Source organism: Rhodanobacter hydrolyticus, assembly GCF_044904645.1.
In genome coordinates this window covers 1,520,146-1,537,945 of record NZ_JADIKK010000008.1, presented here as the reverse complement: position 1 = coordinate 1,537,945, position 17,800 = coordinate 1,520,146, and the positions used below count along the sequence as shown (strand labels likewise).

Here is a 17,800-nt window from a genome sequence, read left to right as displayed (position 1 = left end):
AGGCGGACGCGGGCCTCGCGTCCCGGTGCGGCAATGATGCGGAGCGAATATCGCGGATAGTGGTCAATTCGACATGAACGGATGCGGTCGCGCCAGCAGGCCCTGCCAGCCACGGCGGCCGATCCATGCCAGCACCATCGCCATCACCGCCCAGGCGGCAAGCAGCAAGGATTGGGTGAGGTCGGCGCCCTGCCAGGGATGTTTGCCCATCGCGGTGGCCGGGACGAAGATGCTGAGGAAAAACAACACGAAGAGCGGAACGTAGACCAGCCATTCGATCCAGGTCGGCAGTTTGCGGCCGCCCAGCGTGCACAGCACCTGCACGACCATCGTGCCGGCGGCGGCGAACTGGGGCAGTGCAATCAGCAGCAGGGTGAGTCTGTCCAGATGCATGAAGCGCGCGGCTGCCAGTGCAGCGATCAACAGGATCGCCGATAGCAGGAGTTGCGTCAGGAGCGGAATGGTGAGTGCTGCGCGCAGCAAGCTGTGTCGCAGGTATTGCCCATCGCCCAGTCCCGGCAGCAAGGCCAGCAGCGGCAGTTCGGCATTGGTGCGCTGCCAGCGCTGGCGTATCAGCACCGTGGCCATGGCGGCAAGCATCAGGCCTCCGAACAGTACGCACCACACCAGGCCCGCGCCGAAACCGATCAAGGCGATGTTCGGGGCGTCGGCGCGGTGATTTCCGGCAAACATCAGCGCCATCACCGGAACCATTAGCAGGACAGGCAGCAGCACCGGCGCCGATGCGCGCAGATGGCCGGCCATCGTTTTGGGCATATACCAGCCGCCCAGCGCCACGCGCAGTGAGCGCACGGTGGATTGCGGCCCGGTGCGGCGCAGATCTGCGCGCGGCTGCATCCAGTCCGGACGTTGGCGGATCATCTGCCCGCTGTCGAGCTGTTGCAGACCGTTCCAGTTGTTCAGCGTGCCCTGTCGACGGAACTGCAGCACCATCGCGCTGCCGAAGCCCAGTTCGTTGTCGGTATCGCCGTGCAGCAGTTGGCGCCAGCGCAGCACGTCCACGATCACCAGCACGGCCAGCGCCAGTGCGCCCCAGTCCAGCCAGCGCGGGTCGGACAGCGATGGCAACTGGAAGAAATAGCGTGCGCTCGTGCCCAGTGCGGGCAGGAAGCCGACCACCATCGCACACCAGCGCGGCAGCAACACGAAGGCAAGGCCTCCGGTCACCGCCAGTGTCGCCAGCAGCAGGACCTGCCACGCGTGCGCACTTGGCGCACCAATCACGAGTGTGGGCAGGCCTATCATGAGAGAGCCGTAAAGCAGCACGCTGGCATGCACGGCGCGCTGCATGCCGGGCAATCGCAGTTTGCGGGCGTCGATGGCCAGCAGCAGCGACGTCGAGAGCCAGAATGCCCACGCGTAACCCGCGCCGACGCAGTAGATCAGGCAGCTGCCTAGCCACCAGCGATCGGAAAAGCGCATATGCAAGCCGATCGCGGCCGCGCACAGCGCGCAGGCAATCACGATGGCCAGCGACAGCCAGCGTAATGCGCGATTGGCCGAGCGCCAGGGCACCATCAAGATGTCTATCAGTGGCATGTGTTGCCTCCCACGCATTTTGCGTTCGATGCGAACGACGTCGATGGCGGCGTCGGAATTCACTCCGCAATCTCCACGAACAGGTCTTCCAGCCCCAGCGCATCGATGCGTGCGCCTGGCAGGTCGGCGGCTTCGGGCCAGCGGCCTTGCGCATCGCGCTCCACCACCAGGCTGAGGCTGCCGTCGTCGTGGCGGCGACGGCTCAAGGTCTGCGCGGGCGCGGCGGCGCTCTTCGCGGCGGGCAGCCACAGGCGGGCGTAGCGCTCCTTGGTTTCGTCCACGCCGCAGCGCAAGAGCAGGCGCCCTTCGTGCAGGAAAGCGATTTCCGAGGCCACACGCTCCAGGTCGGAAACAATGTGCGTGGAGAACAGCACCGTGGTGCCGCTTTCGCCTGCGCGCAGCGCCACTTCGCGCAGCAGTTCGCGGCGAGCCACCGGATCGAGCGCTGCGGCGGGCTCGTCCAGTACCAGCAGTTCCGGCTGCGAGGCCAATGCGCGGATCAGGTCCACGCGCTGGCGTTCGCCGGGCGAGAGCTTGCCCAGCAGCTTGTTCGGCTGGAGCTTCCAGCGTTCCAGCGTCCTGTGCGCGAATCCTTCGTCCCAGCGCGGATAGAACCGGCCGACGTAATCCAGCATCTGTTGTGCGGTGAGCCACGCCAGCGCCTCGGGCTGTTGCGGCACATAGGCGAGGCGCGCCTTGGCGTCGTCGCCAAGCTGCAGTGCCGGTTCGCCAAATACGAAGGCGCTGCCGGACAACGGCTGCAGCAGGCCCAGCATCGCGCGGATCAGCGTGGACTTGCCCGCGCCGTTGCGCCCGATCAGGCCCAGCACGCTGCCGGGTTCCAGCGCGAGATCCACGCCGCGCAGCACGCTGCTGCCCTCGTAGCTGTGTGTGAGGCCGTGCGCGGCAAGCGGTGCGACGGCCTGTGCGATTTCCTTCGGTACGGCGTTCATGCCCTTTCCCTCGCAGACGATCGTTGGTTGGATGGAACCGGTGCGTGCACGAAGGCAGGGCGCCGGTCGATCAGCACGTGCAGCCGCATCGGCAGCAGGCTGTCGGTGGACCAGTACAGCCAGGCGAGCAGGCGGCGATGGCCGCGGCCTCCCGGCAACGGTTCGGCGACCAGCAGGTAGAGCTCCAGCGCGGCGATGGCGAGCGTGGCCAGCATCTCAGTCCCCGAGCAACTTGTTCAGCCGACGCAACACCGGCTCGACCGGCAATTCCAGTTCGCGTGCGTGGCGGGCGAGTTCCTGCAGCTGTGGTTCCAGCAAGGCAAGGCGCTGGTTCTCGCTTTGGGTGGCGCGGCGCGTGGCGGCCACTGCCATGCCCTTGCCGCGCAGGCGTTCGAGCAGCCCCTCGGTCTCGGCGAGGCCGTAGGCCCGCGATACGGTCATCGGGTTGATGGCGTGGAAGCCGGCCACCTCGCGCACGGAAGGCAGCAGGTCGCCCGTGGCGAGCTGGCCGCTGGCGATCAGCCGGCGCAACTGCTCCACGATCTGCCGATAGATCGGCTCGGGGGCGTTCGGTTGAATGGTGAGCAGTGAGGCATCCATGTGTATTAATACAACGATACACATGGTTCGATGTCAAGCATGACCTGTGGCAGGGCGCTGCTGTCGGCGCGACGCCTGTGCAAGACTTGGGCCTTTGCCGTCACCGTAACGAGGAGTCACCCATGGTCACCCGCCGCCGCATGTTGCAAGGTGTTGGAGCACTGGCCCTGCTGTCGCCGCTCGGCGAGGGTTTCGGCCATGACCAGGCCAAGGCCGGGGCACAGGTCGCGCAGCAGGAACATGCCAAGCCCACGGGCGACGATTACGTGCCAATCACCGATCCGCTGGTGAAGGAGAAACTGGCGCAGTGGTCGGACTGGAAGTTCGGCCTCATCCTGCATTGGGGCATCTACAGCGTGCTCGGCATCGTCGAGTCATGGACGCTGTGCTCGGAGGACTGGATCAAGCGTCCCGGCGGCGTCGGCTACGTGGAGTGGAAGCAGCGCTACGAGCAACTGCGCACGCAGTTCAATCCGGCGAAGTTCGATCCGGCGAAATGGGCGGAGGCCGCGCACTCCGCCGGCATGCGCTACTTGGTGTTCACCACCAAGCACCACGACGGTTTCTGCATGTTCGACACCGCGCAGACCGATTACCGCGTCACCGCGCCCGATGTGCCGTACCACGCCAGCCCGCGCGCCAACATCGCCAAGGCCGTGTTCGATGCGTTCCGCCAACGCGGCTTCGGCATCGGCGCGTATTTCTCCAAGGCCGACTGGCACCACCCGGACTACTGGTCGCCGCTCTGGGCCACGCCGACGCGCAACAACAATTACGACGTGGGCAAGTACCCGCAGCTGTGGAAGCGCTTCGTCGATTTCACCCACGCGCAGATCAACGAACTCACCACGCAGTACGGCCGCATCGACCTGATGTGGCTGGATGCCGGCTGGGTAAACGCGAACAGTCATCCCGACGCCAAGGCCTACAGCATGGACGTGCCGTGGGCGCAGGACATCGACATGCCGGGGCTGGCCACCATCGCGCGGCGCAACCAGCCGGGCATTGTGCTGGTCGACCGCGACGTCAGCGGGCCTTACGAGAATTACCGCACACCCGAGCAGACGGTGCCGGACAAGCCGCTGCCGTACCCGTGGGAGACCTGCATGACGGCAGGCGGCTCCTGGTCGTGGAGTCCGCACGACAAGTACAAATCGCCGCGCGAACTGGTGCATACCCTGGTCGGCATCGTCGCCAAGGGCGGCAATCTGCTGCTGGGCGTCGGCCCGCAGCCCGACGGCCAGCTGCCGGCGGAAGCATTGGACCGGCTGAAGGCCATCGGTTCATGGATGCAGGTCAACGGCTCCGCCATCCACGGCAGCCGGGCCATCGCTCCCTACGGCGAAGGCCAGTTCCGCTTCACCCAGGGCAAGGACGGCAGCGTCAATGCGATCTGGCTGGCCGACGAAGGCGAGCACGAGCCGCCGGCGAACATCACGCTGCGCTCGCTGCAACCTGCGCAGGGCGCGCGTCTGCAAGTGCTGGGCGCGGATGGCGAGCTGACGTGGAAGCAGGGAAGCGATGGCGTCGAGGTTGCCTTGCCGCCGGCGGTGCGCCGGCAACTGGCAGGCTCGCTGGCATGGACGCTGCGCATCTCGGCGGTACAGGCCTGAGCTTGCGCTGACCGTCATGGCCGCCATTTATTGAGGCAGCCGGCACGCATTGGTTAAGCTCACAGGGTTAGGTCCGCGCCCGGAGTGGCGCCCACGGGGATTTTCTTGAGCGCCAGTCCTTCCAATCTCCACCGCCGTCCTTCGCTGCTTGTTGCCATTCTGCTGGCCCTGGTGGTGGCCGCGCTCAACATCGGTCTGTGGTGGGCGGGCAACCGGCCGCATGGCCCCGAGGACTGGCACGGCCCCATCAGCGGTTTCGCCTTCGAGCCGTACCAGCGCTACCAGGACCCGCTGCACGACAAGTTCCCCAGCGATGAGCAGATCGAGAGCGATCTCAAGCTGGTGCGCCAGTACAGTCCGAACATCCGCATTTACTCGATGCTGCAAGCTCCGCAGGTGCCGCGGCTGGCGGAGCGCGAGGGACTGAAGGTGCTGGCCGGTGCCTGGATCGACACGCGGCTGGACAACAACGATGCCGAGATCAATGCGCTGATCGCGCAGGCGCGACGCTACCCCGGCACCATCAACCGCGTGCTGGTGGGCAACGAGGTGCTGTTCCGCAACAACGTCCCGCCCGAGCAGTTGATGGCCTACCTGGATCGCGTGCGTGCTGCGCTGCATCAGCCGGTGTCCACCGCCGAGCCGGACTACATCTGGGAGAAGTACCCCGAACTGGCGCAGCACGTGGATTTCATCACCGTGCAGCTGTTCTCGTACTGGAACGGCATTTCGCTGACCGGCAACGGCAACGGGCTGGATCGCTTCCCGGCGCTCGCCGCGACGCTGGGCAGTTACGAAACGCTGCGCAAGATGTTCCCCGACAAGCACATCGTGATCGGCGAGATCGGCTGGCCCTCCAACGGCGACCGCGTCAAGTATGCCTATCCCTCGGTGTCGAACGAGGCGATCTTCCTGCGCCAGTGGTTCAATGTGGCCAAGCGCGACCACATCGAGTACTACGTGATGGAGGCCTTCGACCAGCCGTGGAAGGAAGGCTTGGGCGAAGGGCGCACCGGCGCCTACTGGGGCATGTTCAGCGCCGACCGCCAGCCGAAGTTCCCGTTCACCGGCCCGGTGACCGAGGACACCGCGTGGCCGTGGAAGGCCCTGGTGGCGAGCCTGCTGGCGCTGTGGCCGATGGTGTGGTTCGCGCGGCGCTATGCGCGCTTCAAACTGATGGGACGCTTCTTCTTCTGCGCGCTGATCCAGCTGGCTTGCGGATTGGTCGTGTGGTCGGCGACGCTGCCGCTGCAGTTCTACCTGAGCTGGGTGGACTGGACGATGCTGGTGCTGCTGTTCCCGGCGCAGATCGCCATCCTCGCCATCCTGCTGATCAACGGCTTCGAGTTCACCGAGGTGCTGTGGCGGCGCGGGTGGGTGCGCCACGCCGGCATGCTGCGGCCGGACACGCCCGAGAAGCAGCCCTTCGTATCGATCCACCTGGCCTGCTACAACGAGCCGCCGGACATGGTGATCGTCACGCTGGACTCGCTGGCCGAGCTGGATTACGAGAACTACGAAGTCCTGGTGATCGACAACAACACCAAGGACCCGGCGGTGTGGGGTCCGGTGAAGGAATACTGCGAGAAGCTGGGCAAGCGCTTCCGTTTCTTCCACCTGGAACCGTGGCCGGGCTTCAAGGCCGGCGCGCTGAACTTCGGTTTGAAGGAAACCTCGCCCGAGGCCGACGTGGTGGCGGTGATCGACGCCGACTACGTGGTGCGCCACGACTGGCTGGCCACGCTCACCGGTTACTTCCATGACCCCAAGGTGGCCGTGGTGCAGTGCCCGCAGGCGCACCGCGACTTCGAGCACAACCGCTTCCGCCGCATGACCGCGTGGGAGTTCGACGGCTTCTTCCGCATCGGCATGCACCACCGCAACGAGCGCAACGCCATCATCCAGCACGGCACCATGACCATGGTGCGCCGTACCGCGCTGGAAGGCACCGGCGGATGGTCGGAGTGGACGATCTGCGAGGACGCGGAACTCGGCCTGCGCCTGATGCACGCCGGCTACGAGCTGGTGTACGTGGACGAGCTGATGGGCAAGGGCCTCACGCCCGCCGACTTCAAGGCGTACAAGAGCCAGCGCTACCGCTGGGCCTTCGGCGCGATGCAGATCCTCAAGGGCCGCTGGAACTGGATGGTCAGGAAGGGGCCGCTTTCCAGCGGCCAGCGCTTCCACTTCCTCACCGGCTGGTTCAGCTGGTTCGCCGACGCGCTGCATCTGATCTTCACCCTGATGGCGCTGTTCTGGACCGCGGGCATGGTGGCGCTTCCGCAGTACTTCAGCCTGCCCATGCAGCTGTTCCTGATCCCGGTGATCGGCTTCTTCTTCGCCAAGGCGATCTTCGGCGTCGTGCTGTACCGCGCCCGCGTACCCTGCGGCTGGTACGACACGCTGATGGCCTCGTTGGCCAGCATGAGCCTTTCCCATGCCATCGCACGCGGCATCCTGCACGGTCTCACCCGCGAGAAGACCTCGTTCGTGGTGACCGCCAAGAGCCGGCGCATGGGCGGCAGCAGCTTCGCCGCCTTTGCGCCGGTGCGCGAGGAAATGCTGATGGCGGTGGCGCTGGCGCTGTGCGTGATCGGCATGGCGCACGGCTACGGTACCCGCTACATCGAAGGCACCTTGTGGATGTTCATCCTCACCGCGCAGTCGATTCCCTACGTTTCGGCCGTGGTCGGCGCGTGGATTGCGCACAAGGCAGGCGACAAGGCTGGCTGACGCCGTGGCCCCGTAGGAATCCCCTGTGTGCGGTGGCCCTGGCGCTTGATCGGAGCCAAAGCCATCGCACACAGGGTGCGCTCCTACGGAGCAGGATGCGAGTCATGCCCTGATTCAGCCACCTTCCGCGCCCGCCCCGTTCATATCCGCGCCGGGCGGCAGGCCCTATCATCCAAGCCTCCGTCCCCTGGATCTCCTGCGTTGCTGAATCGCCTCCGCTTGATCTTCCAAGCCTGCTGGCCCTGGTTGCGCATTCCGTTCTGGGTCTGTCTCGGCCTGTTCGTCGGCTTCGTGCTGCCGTACACGCTGGTGTTGAACAAGCGCGTGCAGGAGCGCTTCAACGACCTGGTGTTCGCCGTGCCCACGCGCGTGTTCGCGCGACCGCTGCCGCTGGTGGCGGGCGAGCCGATGACGGCGGAGACGCTGCAGCTTGAGCTCACCTTCGCCGGCTACACCCAGGACAGTGCCGGCCAGGTGGCGGGCAGCTGGGCGATGAAGGGTTCGCACTACACGATTTCCTCCCGCGGCTATGCGGGGCCGGAAGGCGGCGAGCTGCCCAAGCGCATCGAGGTGCTGCTGGGCAGGGGCGTCATCGCGTCGGTGCGCGACCTGGGCAACGGCAAGGCCATCGACCTCACCCACCTCGACCCGGCGCGCATCGCCACGGTGTATGGCGCCGACCAGGTAGACAGGCGCATCGTGCATCTCGCCGATTTGCCGCCGTTGCTGGTGGGAGGCCTGCAGGCGGTCGAGGACCGCGATTTCAAGCACAACATCGGCATCGACTTCAGCGCGATCCTGCGCGCCATGTTCGCCAACCTGCGCGCCGGCCATACCGTGCAGGGCGCCTCCACGCTGACCCAGCAACTGGTACGCAATCTGTTCCTTTCGCGCCAGCAGACCTTCAAGCGCAAGATCAACGAGGCGCTGATGTCGATGCTGCTGGAGATGCACTACAGCAAGGACCGCATCCTCGAGGCCTACGTCAACGAGGTCTTCCTTGGCCAGCAGGGCGGCCAGGCGGTACACGGCTTCGCGGCGGCGGCGGAGTTCTACTACGGCCGTCAATTGCGCGACCTGCGCCCGCAGGAGATCGCCATGCTGGTGGGCCTGGTGAAGGGGCCGAGCTATTACGATCCGCGCCGTTATCCTGACCGCGCGCTGACGCGGCGCAACCTGGTGCTGCAGGAGTTCGTCGACACCGGATTGCTCACGGCCGACCAGGCCAAGGCCGCGCAGGCCACGCCGCTGGGCGTGATCCAGGATGGCCAGTTGCCGCACAACCGTTTCCCCGCCTTCATGCAGCTGGTGCGCCAGCAGATCACCAGCGACTTCGACGAGGACACGCTGCGCGCAGGCAACCTGTCGATCTTCACCACGCTGGACCCGGCCGCGCAGCTCTACAGCGAGCAGGCGGTGGACGCGACGATGAAGAGCCTGGGCAAGCGTGCCGATCCGATCCAGGCGGCCGGCGTCGTCACCGACGCCCACGACGGCAGCGTGCTGGCCATCGTGGGCAGCAAGTTCGCCGGCGACCAGGGCTTCAACCGCGCGCTGGATTCGCAGCGGCCGATCGGTTCCACCATCAAGCCCTTCGTCTACCTCGTCGCGCTCACCGATCCCTCGCGCTGGAATCTAGCCACTGCGCTGGACGACAGCCCGATCAGCATGCGCATGCAGAACGGCACATTGTGGGAGCCGCACAACGACGACAACCAGAGCCACGGCATGGTGCCGATGGTGGAGGCGCTGGCGCAGTCGTGGAACCTCGCGAGCATCCGCCTCGGGCTTGCGGTGGGGTTGCCGCGTATCCGCGGGTTCCTGCAATCCTTCGGCCTGGAGAACGTCAACTCTGGCCCTTCGCTGCTGATCGGCGCGCTGGATCTCTCGCCGCTGCAGGTGGCGCAGATGTACGAGTACATCGCCTCCGACGGTCATGCGCTGCCGCTGCTCGCCGTGCGCGGCGTGGTGGACGGCAACGGCAACACCATCAAGCGCTACGAGGTGAAGGCGGGCGCGGGCGAATACCAGCCGGCAGTGCGACTCGTCACCTGGGCGATGCAGCAGGTGGCGCTGTACGGCACCGCGCATTCGCTGGGCGATTCCAGCCTGGCCTCGCTGCACGTCGCCGGCAAGACCGGTACCAGCAACGACTTGCGCGACAGCTGGTTCGCAGGCTTCACCGGCGACCATCTCGCGGTGTTCTGGCTGGGCCGCGACGACAACAAGCCTGCCCACCTGTTCGGCGCCACCGGTGCGCTGCCGGTGTGGCGCAACCTGTTCGCCAAGCTGCCTACCCGGCCACTGCCGGTCACGCTCGGCGATGGCCTGCAGATGGCGTGGATCAACCCCGCCGATGGCAAGCCCACCGAGCCGCAGTGCACGGGTGCGAAGCAGGTGCCGGTGGTGGCCGGTTCATTGCCCGGCGATGTCGAAGGTTGCGGCTTCTGGCAAAGTCTGTTCGGCGGTACCGGCCCGGCAGGTTCATCGTCGAGTGCCGCTCCGCCCAGCCCAGCCGCGCCGCCTGCGGCCGTCCAACCCCTCCCCAACGGAAACTGATATGGCCACTGTTCTTCGATCCACGCGTGCGTGGTGCTTGCCGTTGGCCGCGGTCCTGCTGGCGTCCTGTGCCACGGAAGCGCCGGTCGAGGCACCCAGGCATCCCGCGGTCTCGCCTGCGAGCATGGTCGCGGCCATCCGCGCCGCGGGCGACCGCGAACAATCCGTGATCGCGGTGCAGCCCTTGGCCGACCCGGGCATTTCCGCGTGGCAACAGGCCGCCGAGGCCAGCGTGCAGGCCGGTCATTACGATACGGCCGCGGCCACGCTCGACCAGGCGATCAAGCAAAGCCCGAATTCGCCCGATCTGCTGCAGGACCGCGCCGAAGTGGCGATATACCAGCACGACTACGACATGGCGCAGAAGCTCGCGCAGCATTCGTGGACGGTGGGTCCCAAGTTCGGTCCGCTGTGCGCGCGCAACTGGGAAACCATCGCGCAACTGCGCAAGGAAGCCGGCGACGACACAGGCTTCGACACTGCGGAAAAGTGGTTGCCGAAGTGCCACGTGCAAGGCGTCAATCGGTTCTGATCTATCGGGCAGGCTCTTAGGGTCTGTTCAAGACCTTTGTTTCGACGGGGGGAGATCTTCCTCGCTGTCGCAAGGAACATGGCGGTTTCGTTCGCCGGCCTTCGCCGAGTCCCCTTTCCTTGCTGACCCACGCCACCGCACGAGCGGTGGCGAACGGCGAAACCGGCCCGAAGGGCGGAGGGCAGGACGCCCGGAGTCAAGCAAGGTGGCCCCAAAAGAGGCCAGGTTCAATCCGCCGGAACTGCAAGCAGGTTGTGTCGACGGTATTGGAGCCGCTCCCGCCCATGCGATAGACCGGACGCCCACGCCGCGCCGTATCTGGAAACTGGGGGGCCAGTTCACCGGGGAGGGCAGGTCTCTTTGCGCACAGGTCGGCGTCATCGCTCGGTCATGGACGGATGCTCACGCGTCCGCTCTTTCTCGGGTTGCGTGCAGACAGCTTCCGGCGCGGGCCGCAAGAAACTTTGAACGGGTGCTCAGGCCATGTGGTCGCGAGTGACCGGTCCGGGCCTAGGCTGTGGCCGTTTCATCGGCCTGAAGGTCGCCATTTCAATTTTCCGTCCCTCAAACGTCTGACTACCTGAGACGGGTCGGAATGCGTCGCTGCGGTCGTCGATGGTTCGGGTATCCCGAGGCTGTCGCCACCGTCTGTGGCGCTCAGGAGCAGGGGCGTTCGTGAATACGCCGCCGACCCGACGGCTTGGAGTGGTATGCATGCCTTGCCCCGCGAGCATGCAGGTCTGCGTCGGGATGGCGCTTTTCCGGCAACCCGGCGGTGCCCCCGCACCGCCGGGTTGCTGGAGGACTTCCGCCGCTTCGAGGGCGGTCCGCGCACACCGCGCATTTGCAGGCGCAGCCGCTGCGGCGATACTGGCGCAGATGATTGATCACGACGATATCGACGCCGCCGCGTTGCTCGGCCCCGATGGCCCGTTCGCGCGCGAACTGCCGAACTTCGCGCCGCGTGCCGTACAGCAGGCGATGGCCGAGGCCGTGGCACAGGCCATCGCCGGGCGCGAGACGCTGATCGCCGAGGCCGGCACCGGTACCGGCAAGACCTACGCCTACCTTGTGCCCGCGCTGCGCTCGGGCGAGCGGGTGATCGTTTCCACCGGCACCAAGGCGCTGCAGGACCAGCTTTACTTTCGCGATCTGCCGAAGGTGGTCTCCGTGCTCGGCCTGCGACTAAAGACGGCACTGCTGAAGGGGCGCGCGAACTACCTGTGCCTGTACCGGCTCGACCAGACCGTGCGCGAAGGCGCGAGCTTCGACAAGCCACAGGCCGCGCAACTGGCGACGATACGTGCGTGGTCGGCGCGTACGCGACGCGGCGACCGCATGGAACTGGCCGAGGTGCCGGAGGAATCGCCGCTGTGGCCGCAGGTCACCTCCACGCCGGAGAACTGCCTGGGCGTGGAGTGCCTGTTCTACGACGATTGCCACGTGTTCAAGGCACGTCGCGAAGCGCAGGAAGCCGATCTCGTGGTGGTGAACCATCACCTGCTGTTCGCCGACCTTGCGCTCAAGCAGGAAGGCTTCGGCGAGATCCTGCCAGGCGCGGCGGCCTTCATCCTCGACGAGGCGCACCAGGTGCCCGAGCTTGCCGGGCAATTCTTCTCGCAAAGCGTGAGCGCGCGCCAGCTCGGGGACCTCGCGCAGGACAGCCTGCGCGAATGCAGCGGCGTCACCGGCGCCATCGGCTTGCTGCTGGAGCCGGTGGAGGCGCTGCAGGAGGCATTGCGCAAGCTGCGCCTCGCCATGGAGCCGTTGGGGCTGCGCGGCACGTTCGCCGCCCTGGAAGGATCGGGCGAGGTGCGCGACGGGCTGCGCGAAGTCGGTGACCTGCTGAGCACGCTGGCTGACCTGCTCGCTTCGCAGGCCGAGCGCTCGCGCGGTTTCGCCAACGCATATGAGCGGGCGGCGATGCTGGCCGAACGGCTGGAGCGCATCCTCGAGCAGGCGTCCGATCGCGACGTGCGCTGGTACGAACTCTTCCCGCGCGGATTCGCGTTGCACGCCACGCCGCTGGATCTCGCCGCGCCGCTGCGAGCGATGCGCGAACGCAGCGAGGCCGCCTGGGTGTTCACCTCGGCCACGCTGTCGGTGGCCGGCCGGTTCGAGCACTTCGCGCGCCAGCTCGGGCTGGACGAGCCGCAGGCGCTGTTGCTGGAAAGTCCGTTCGACTATGCGAAGCAGGCGCTGTGCTACATGCCCCAAGGCCTGCCTGATCCCGCCGCGCGCGACTACACCGAGCGCGTGCTCGATGTCGTGCTGCCGGTGTTGCAGGCATCGAACGGCCGTGCCTTCCTGCTGTTCACTTCGCATCGCGCGTTGCGTCGCGCCGCCGAACTGTTGGCCGAACGCGTGCCGTGGCCGCTGTTCGTGCAGGGTACGGCGCCGCGCCACCAGCTGCTGGAGGATTTCCGCCATTCGGGACACGGCGTGCTGCTGGGCGCGGCGAGTTTTTGGGAAGGTGTGGACGTGGCCGGCGACGCGCTCAGCGTGGTGGTGATCGACAAGTTGCCGTTCGCCGCACCCGACGATCCGGTATTGGTCGCGCGGCTGGAAGCGCTGGAACAGCAGGGCATCAATCCATTCATGGGTTGGCAGGTGCCCGCCGCAGCCATCGCGCTGAAACAGGGGGCTGGCCGGTTGATCCGCAGCGTCACCGATCGCGGCATCCTGGTGTTGTGCGATCCGCGCCTCGCCACCAAGAATTACGGCAAGCTGTTCCTCGCCAGCCTGCCGCCGATGCCGCGCACCCGCGAACTGGTGGATGCAGAGGCGTTCTTCGCGCCGCTCGTCGATGAGCGCAATGTGTGTTGACGTCGTGCCCGCGAAAGCGGGCGTCCATGTGGATCTCCGGCGTATTCGAAAATGGATGCCCGCTTTCGCGGGCAGGACGCCAGAATGGGAATGTCATGGGGAGCCAGCCGCATGAGCCGCGAACCCGAGCTGCGCACTGATCCGGCGTTGCTGCCCGTGCTGGACGAACTGCGCCGGCGCGAACCGATCTTCCATCGTCCGGAATTCGGCGCGACTCGCACCGACCACCTTGCCATGACGGCGGAGGATTTCTGGGAGGTGGGCGCTTCCGGTAACCGCTACAGCCGCGAGCACGTGCTCGACGTCCTCGACGAACGCCAGCGCAATCCGCAGCCCGACCCGTATGAAACCGGCGACTTCCACTGCCGTCAGCTTGCCGAAGCGGTCTATCTGCTGACCTATACCTTGCGCCAGGGCGAACGCGTGACGCGTCGGGCCACGATCTGGCGACGCGATGCGGACGGCTGGAAGATCGTGTTCCATCAGGGCACGGTGGTCGCGGATACCTGAGAGCAGGCTCCGAGTATTGCGTGCCGCGTGGTGGCGTAGCAGAGTTCGTCGCCATGATCATTTCCTCCGCCCTCGATTACCGCGCGGCCGCGCAACGCCGGCTGCCGCCGTTCCTGTTCCACTACATCGACGGTGGCGCCTACGACGAGCAGACCCTGCGCCGCAACGTGGATGACTTGCGCGATCTTGCGTTGCGCCAGCGCGTATTGAAGGAGGTCGGGGAGGTGGATCTCTCCACTGAACTGTTCGGCGAGAAGCTGAGCCTGCCCATGGCGCTGGCGCCGGTGGGGCTCACCGGCATGTACGCGCGGCGTGGCGAGGTGCAGGCGGCGCGCGCGGCGGCGGCGAAGGGCGTGCCGTTCACACTGTCCACGGTGTCGGTGTGCCCCATCGAGGAAGTGCAGGCGCAGGTGTCGCGGCCGATCTGGTTCCAGCTTTACGTGTTGCGCGACCGCGCCTTCATGCGCAACGCGCTGGATCGCGCCTGGGCCGCCGGCGTGCGCACCCTGGTGTTCACCGTGGACATGCCGGTGCCGGGCGCGCGCTACCGCGATGCGCATTCGGGCATGTCGGGGCCGCATGCCGCGTCGCGCCGCATCTGGCAGGCGATGTGTCATCCGCGCTGGTCGTGGGACGTGGGCCTGCTGGGCCGGCCGCATGACCTCGGCAATGTATCGGCCTATCTCGGCCACCGCATCGGGCTGGAGGACTACATCGGCTGGCTGGGCAAGAACTTCGATCCGTCCATCGGCTGGCGCGACCTGGAATGGATACGCGAATCCTGGAAGGGCGCGATGCTCATCAAGGGCATTCTCGACCCGCAGGACGCGAAGGAAGCGGTGCGCTTCGGTGCCGACGGCATCGTGGTGTCCAACCACGGCGGCCGTCAGCTGGATGGCGTGCTGTCTTCCGCGCGCGCCCTGCCGGCGATCGCCGACGCGGTGAAGGGCGAGTTGAAGATACTCGCCGACTCCGGCGTGCGCAGCGGCCTCGACGTGGTGCGCATGCTGGCGCTGGGCGCCGACAGCGTGCTGCTGGGCCGGGCTTTCGTCTATGCGCTGGCGGCGAGGGGCGAGCAGGGAGTCGCCCATCTGCTGGACCTGATCGCCAGCGAGATGCGCGTCGCGATGACGCTGACCGGCGCGAGGTCGCTGGCCGGCATTTCGCGCGACAGCCTGGCCGCCGTATAAAAGCCACGCTGCAGTCCGTTCGTGGCCCACATCTGTCTGCGGGAACACCTCGCGTGTTGTTGTGATTCGTACTTCCGCAACAGGGAGCTACGATCATGGTCGGTGGAGGTCTTTTGCCCATCATCCCTGCGCAAGCAGGACAAGCGCGCTGCGCGCAGAACGCCCAAGCGGCGGCCCCGCAGGGGCGAGCGTAGCGAGTCATCCAGTGCCTTCACGCGCAACGCGTTGCAGCAGCGTGATGCGCACAACCTGCAGCTATCATGGGCCGGCCATGAACCTGCTCGCCATCGAAACAGCCACCGAAGCCTGCTCCGTCGCCCTGATCCACGGCGACGAAGTGGTCGCCCGCAGCGAACTCGCGCCCCGCCGCCACGCCGAGCGCGTATTGCCGATGGCGGACGAACTGCTGGCCGAGGCGGGCTTGGGGCGTCATGCCCTGGATGTGATCGCGGTCGGCCGTGGCCCCGGTGCCTTCACCGGCGTGCGCCTCGCGGTGTCGCTGGCGCAAGGCATGGCCTTGGCGCTGGACGTGCCCGTGGTCACCGTCTCCTCGCTCGCCGCGCTGGCGCTGGAGGCGCCGGACGATGGCGATGACACCGACGCCATCCTCGCCGTGATCGATGCCCGCATGGGCGAGATCTACGCCGCCAGTTATCGCCGCGATGGAGAAGGCGGCCTGGTCGCGCTCGACCACGAACGCGTCTGCACCGCCGATGCGTTGGTGCTGCCGGAAGCCGGTGCCTGGCAGGTAGTGGGCAGCGGCTGGGCTACCTATGAAAGCGTGCTGGGTGAAAAGCTGGGCTGCGCGCCGCGCTTCGCGGACGGTGCCCGCTATCCGCAGGCCTTGCACGTGGCCGAGCTTGCCGCCCGCGAGTTCAAGGCTGGCCGAGCGCAGGCGCCGGAACTGGCGTTGCCGGTCTATCTGCGCGACAAGGTGGCGTTGACGCTGGTGGAGCAGGGCAAGGCGTAGTCGCGGGCCGACAGCGCCACGCACATTGCCCGCTCGTGGATGAATGATGCGCGTCGCCTCCCGGCTGATGCCGGGAGGCGACGCGTGGCGCTTTCACGCGGTGCGGTCGTACGAGAATTGGATGCCTGCGGTACCGCCGGTCTCGATGAAGAGGTTGATGAAGGCTGGCACCGTCTCCTGGCGTTGCCAGTCGCGTTGCAGTTCGCAGAACAGCTGCGCCACGCTGATCATCTTGCCACCGGCCTGCTCAATGCGCCGCAACGCCATTTCGTGCGCGGTGACCGAGGTGCCGCCGACGGCATCGGCGACGACGTAGACCTCGTAGCCGGCCTTCAGCGCGTCGAGCGCGGGGAAGGTGAGGCAGGCCTCGGTCCACAGTGCCGTCATGATCAGTTTCTTGCGGCCGGTGGCTTCTACCGCCTTGCGGAACTCGACGTCCTCCCACGAGTTGATCGAGGTGCGGTCGTAGGTGGGGACTTTGTCCAGCACCTTGCGCAACTGCGGGATCGGCGGCTTGTTCAATCCGGTCTTGACGTTGACCGTGGAATGCACGATCGGCAGGCCGTAGACCACGGCTGCCTTGGCCGTGCCGACGATGTTGTTGACCAGCAGTTGCCGGTCCATCGAGGCGATCGAGTTCACCTGCACCGGCTGGTAGTCGATGACGATCAGGGCCGAGTTCTGCGGGGTCAGCAGTTCGTCCTTCAGGGGATCACGGATGGGTTCGCTTGCCATGGAAGTACTCCGTTGCGTGGATGTGCTGGAACGCGGCACGCGTGTTGCGGAAAGCTGGTGTGTCGGCTGCGGCTCGGATCGGGTCCTCGTGGTTCTTCCGTACATCCGCCAGGAAGGCGCCGGCCCGGATCCGGGCCGGCGCGGGGTTTACTGCATCCGGCCGAAGCGGCCGCTGTTGAAGTCGGTCACGGCCTGGCCGATTTCCTCGCGCGTGTTCATCACGAACGGGCCGTAGCCGACGATGGGCTCGTCGATCGGTTCGCCGTCGAGCAGCAGCAGGGTGGTGTCGCTATTGGCTTCGAGCGCGACCTCGCTGCCGTCGCGCTCCAGTACCACCATCTGCGCCTCGCGTGTCACCTCGCTGCCGTTCACCAGCACGGCGCCCTTCAGCACCACCAGAGCGAGCGTGCGGCCGGCAGGCACGCTGAAGGCTGCCGACTTGCCGGCCTTGAGGCGCACGTCCCACACGTCCATCGCGGTGAAGGTGCGGGCTGGTCCGTGGTGGCCGGCGTACTCGCCGGCGATCACGCGCAACTGGCCGGCGCCGTCGGGCAGCGCCACCGACGGGATGTTGGCGTCGAGCAGGGTCTGGTAGCCCGGCGCGGCCAGCTTGTTCTTGGCCGGCAGGTTCACCCACAGCTGCACCATCTCCAGCGTGCCGCCGCTGCGGGTGAATTCGCGCGAGTGGAACTCCTCGTGCAGGATGCCGGAGGCGGCGGTCATCCACTGCACGTCGCCCGGGCCGATCTTGCCGCCGGCACCGGTAGAGTCGCGGTGCTCCACCTCGCCTTCGTAAACGATGGTGACGGTCTCGAAGCCGCGGTGCGGATGCTGGCCCACGCCGCGGGGACCAGCGGCGGCGTCGAAGCGATGCGGACCGGCGTAGTCGAACAGCAGGAACGGGCTCAGTTCGCGGCCGTGACTGTCGTAGGAGAACAGCGAACGCACCGGGAAACCGTCGCCGACCCAGTGCGGCCGGGGGGCGCTGTAGACGCCGAGGATCTTTTTCATGTGCCGAC

General features: G+C 66.7%; 14 protein-coding genes. 8 read left to right on the top strand and 6 right to left on the bottom strand.

The genetic code is table 11. The annotated features are described in order from the left end of the window. Positions 1 to 63: 63 nt before the first annotated feature. The 4 genes from ISP25_RS09685 to ISP25_RS09670 are packed head-to-tail and all read right to left on the bottom strand — an operon-like array spanning position 64 to position 3,113. Positions 64 to 1,560, bottom strand: a complete 1,497-nt coding sequence (locus ISP25_RS09685; RefSeq protein WP_404613492.1) for a hypothetical protein — start codon at positions 1,558 to 1,560, stop codon at positions 64 to 66. Positions 1,561 to 1,619: 59 nt separating this feature from the next. Then, a complete protein-coding gene (locus ISP25_RS09680; RefSeq protein ID WP_192153940.1) occupies positions 1,620 to 2,513 on the bottom strand; it encodes an ABC transporter ATP-binding protein in 894 nt (297 codons plus the stop codon). Continuing rightward, complete coding sequence (locus ISP25_RS09675) at positions 2,510 to 2,728, bottom strand: hypothetical protein (RefSeq protein ID WP_404613490.1); 219 nt, start codon at positions 2,726 to 2,728, stop codon at positions 2,510 to 2,512. Before ISP25_RS09675 ends, ISP25_RS09680 begins: the two co-directional genes overlap by 4 nt. Before the next feature lies 1 nt (position 2,729). After that, positions 2,730 to 3,113, bottom strand: coding sequence for a GntR family transcriptional regulator (locus ISP25_RS09670; protein WP_192153944.1), 384 nt, complete (start codon positions 3,111 to 3,113; stop codon positions 2,730 to 2,732). A gap of 122 nt (positions 3,114 to 3,235) precedes the next feature. Here ISP25_RS09670 and ISP25_RS09665 point away from each other — a divergent pair, with 122 nt between their 5' ends. The 8 genes from ISP25_RS09665 to tsaB all read left to right on the top strand — a co-directional run bounded on the left by ISP25_RS09665 (position 3,236) and on the right by tsaB (position 16,046). Further along, a complete protein-coding gene (locus tag ISP25_RS09665; protein ID WP_404613488.1) occupies positions 3,236 to 4,726 on the top strand; it encodes an alpha-L-fucosidase in 1,491 nt (496 codons plus the stop codon). A gap of 105 nt (positions 4,727 to 4,831) precedes the next feature. Next, on the top strand, positions 4,832 to 7,459 hold the full coding sequence (locus tag ISP25_RS09660; RefSeq protein ID WP_404613486.1) for a glycosyltransferase family 2 protein: 2,628 nt from the start codon (positions 4,832 to 4,834) through the stop codon (positions 7,457 to 7,459). 219 nt (positions 7,460 to 7,678) lie between these two features. Continuing rightward, positions 7,679 to 10,018, top strand: a complete 2,340-nt coding sequence (mrcB, locus tag ISP25_RS09655) for a penicillin-binding protein 1B (protein ID WP_404613484.1) — start codon at positions 7,679 to 7,681, stop codon at positions 10,016 to 10,018. A 1-nt stretch (position 10,019) separates the two neighbouring features. Beyond that, positions 10,020 to 10,550: a tetratricopeptide repeat protein gene (locus ISP25_RS09650; protein ID WP_192153952.1), complete on the top strand. Its 531-nt coding sequence runs from the start codon at positions 10,020 to 10,022 to the stop codon at positions 10,548 to 10,550. An 879-nt stretch (positions 10,551 to 11,429) separates the two neighbouring features. Beyond that, on the top strand, positions 11,430 to 13,376 hold the full coding sequence (locus ISP25_RS09645) for an ATP-dependent DNA helicase (RefSeq protein WP_404613481.1): 1,947 nt from the start codon (positions 11,430 to 11,432) through the stop codon (positions 13,374 to 13,376). Between the two features lie 111 nt (positions 13,377 to 13,487). Further along, positions 13,488 to 13,886: a nuclear transport factor 2 family protein gene (locus tag ISP25_RS09640; RefSeq protein ID WP_192153956.1), complete on the top strand. Its 399-nt coding sequence runs from the start codon at positions 13,488 to 13,490 to the stop codon at positions 13,884 to 13,886. 53 nt (positions 13,887 to 13,939) lie between these two features. Continuing rightward, on the top strand, positions 13,940 to 15,076 hold the full coding sequence (lldD, locus tag ISP25_RS09635) for an FMN-dependent L-lactate dehydrogenase LldD (RefSeq protein ID WP_404613479.1): 1,137 nt from the start codon (positions 13,940 to 13,942) through the stop codon (positions 15,074 to 15,076). Positions 15,077 to 15,347: 271 nt separating this feature from the next. Continuing rightward, positions 15,348 to 16,046, top strand: a complete 699-nt coding sequence (tsaB, locus tag ISP25_RS09630; RefSeq protein ID WP_404613477.1) for a tRNA (adenosine(37)-N6)-threonylcarbamoyltransferase complex dimerization subunit type 1 TsaB — start codon at positions 15,348 to 15,350, stop codon at positions 16,044 to 16,046. A 93-nt stretch (positions 16,047 to 16,139) separates the two neighbouring features. On the opposite strand, the gene ISP25_RS09625 is transcribed toward tsaB, so the two are convergent. Next, positions 16,140 to 16,781 (bottom strand): hydrolase, encoded by a 642-nt coding sequence (locus tag ISP25_RS09625; protein WP_404613475.1) that lies wholly within the window; start codon positions 16,779 to 16,781, stop codon positions 16,140 to 16,142. Positions 16,782 to 16,928: 147 nt separating this feature from the next. After that, positions 16,929 to 17,792, bottom strand: coding sequence for a pirin family protein (locus tag ISP25_RS09620; RefSeq protein ID WP_404613474.1), 864 nt, complete (start codon positions 17,790 to 17,792; stop codon positions 16,929 to 16,931). Positions 17,793 to 17,800 lie beyond the last annotated feature (8 nt).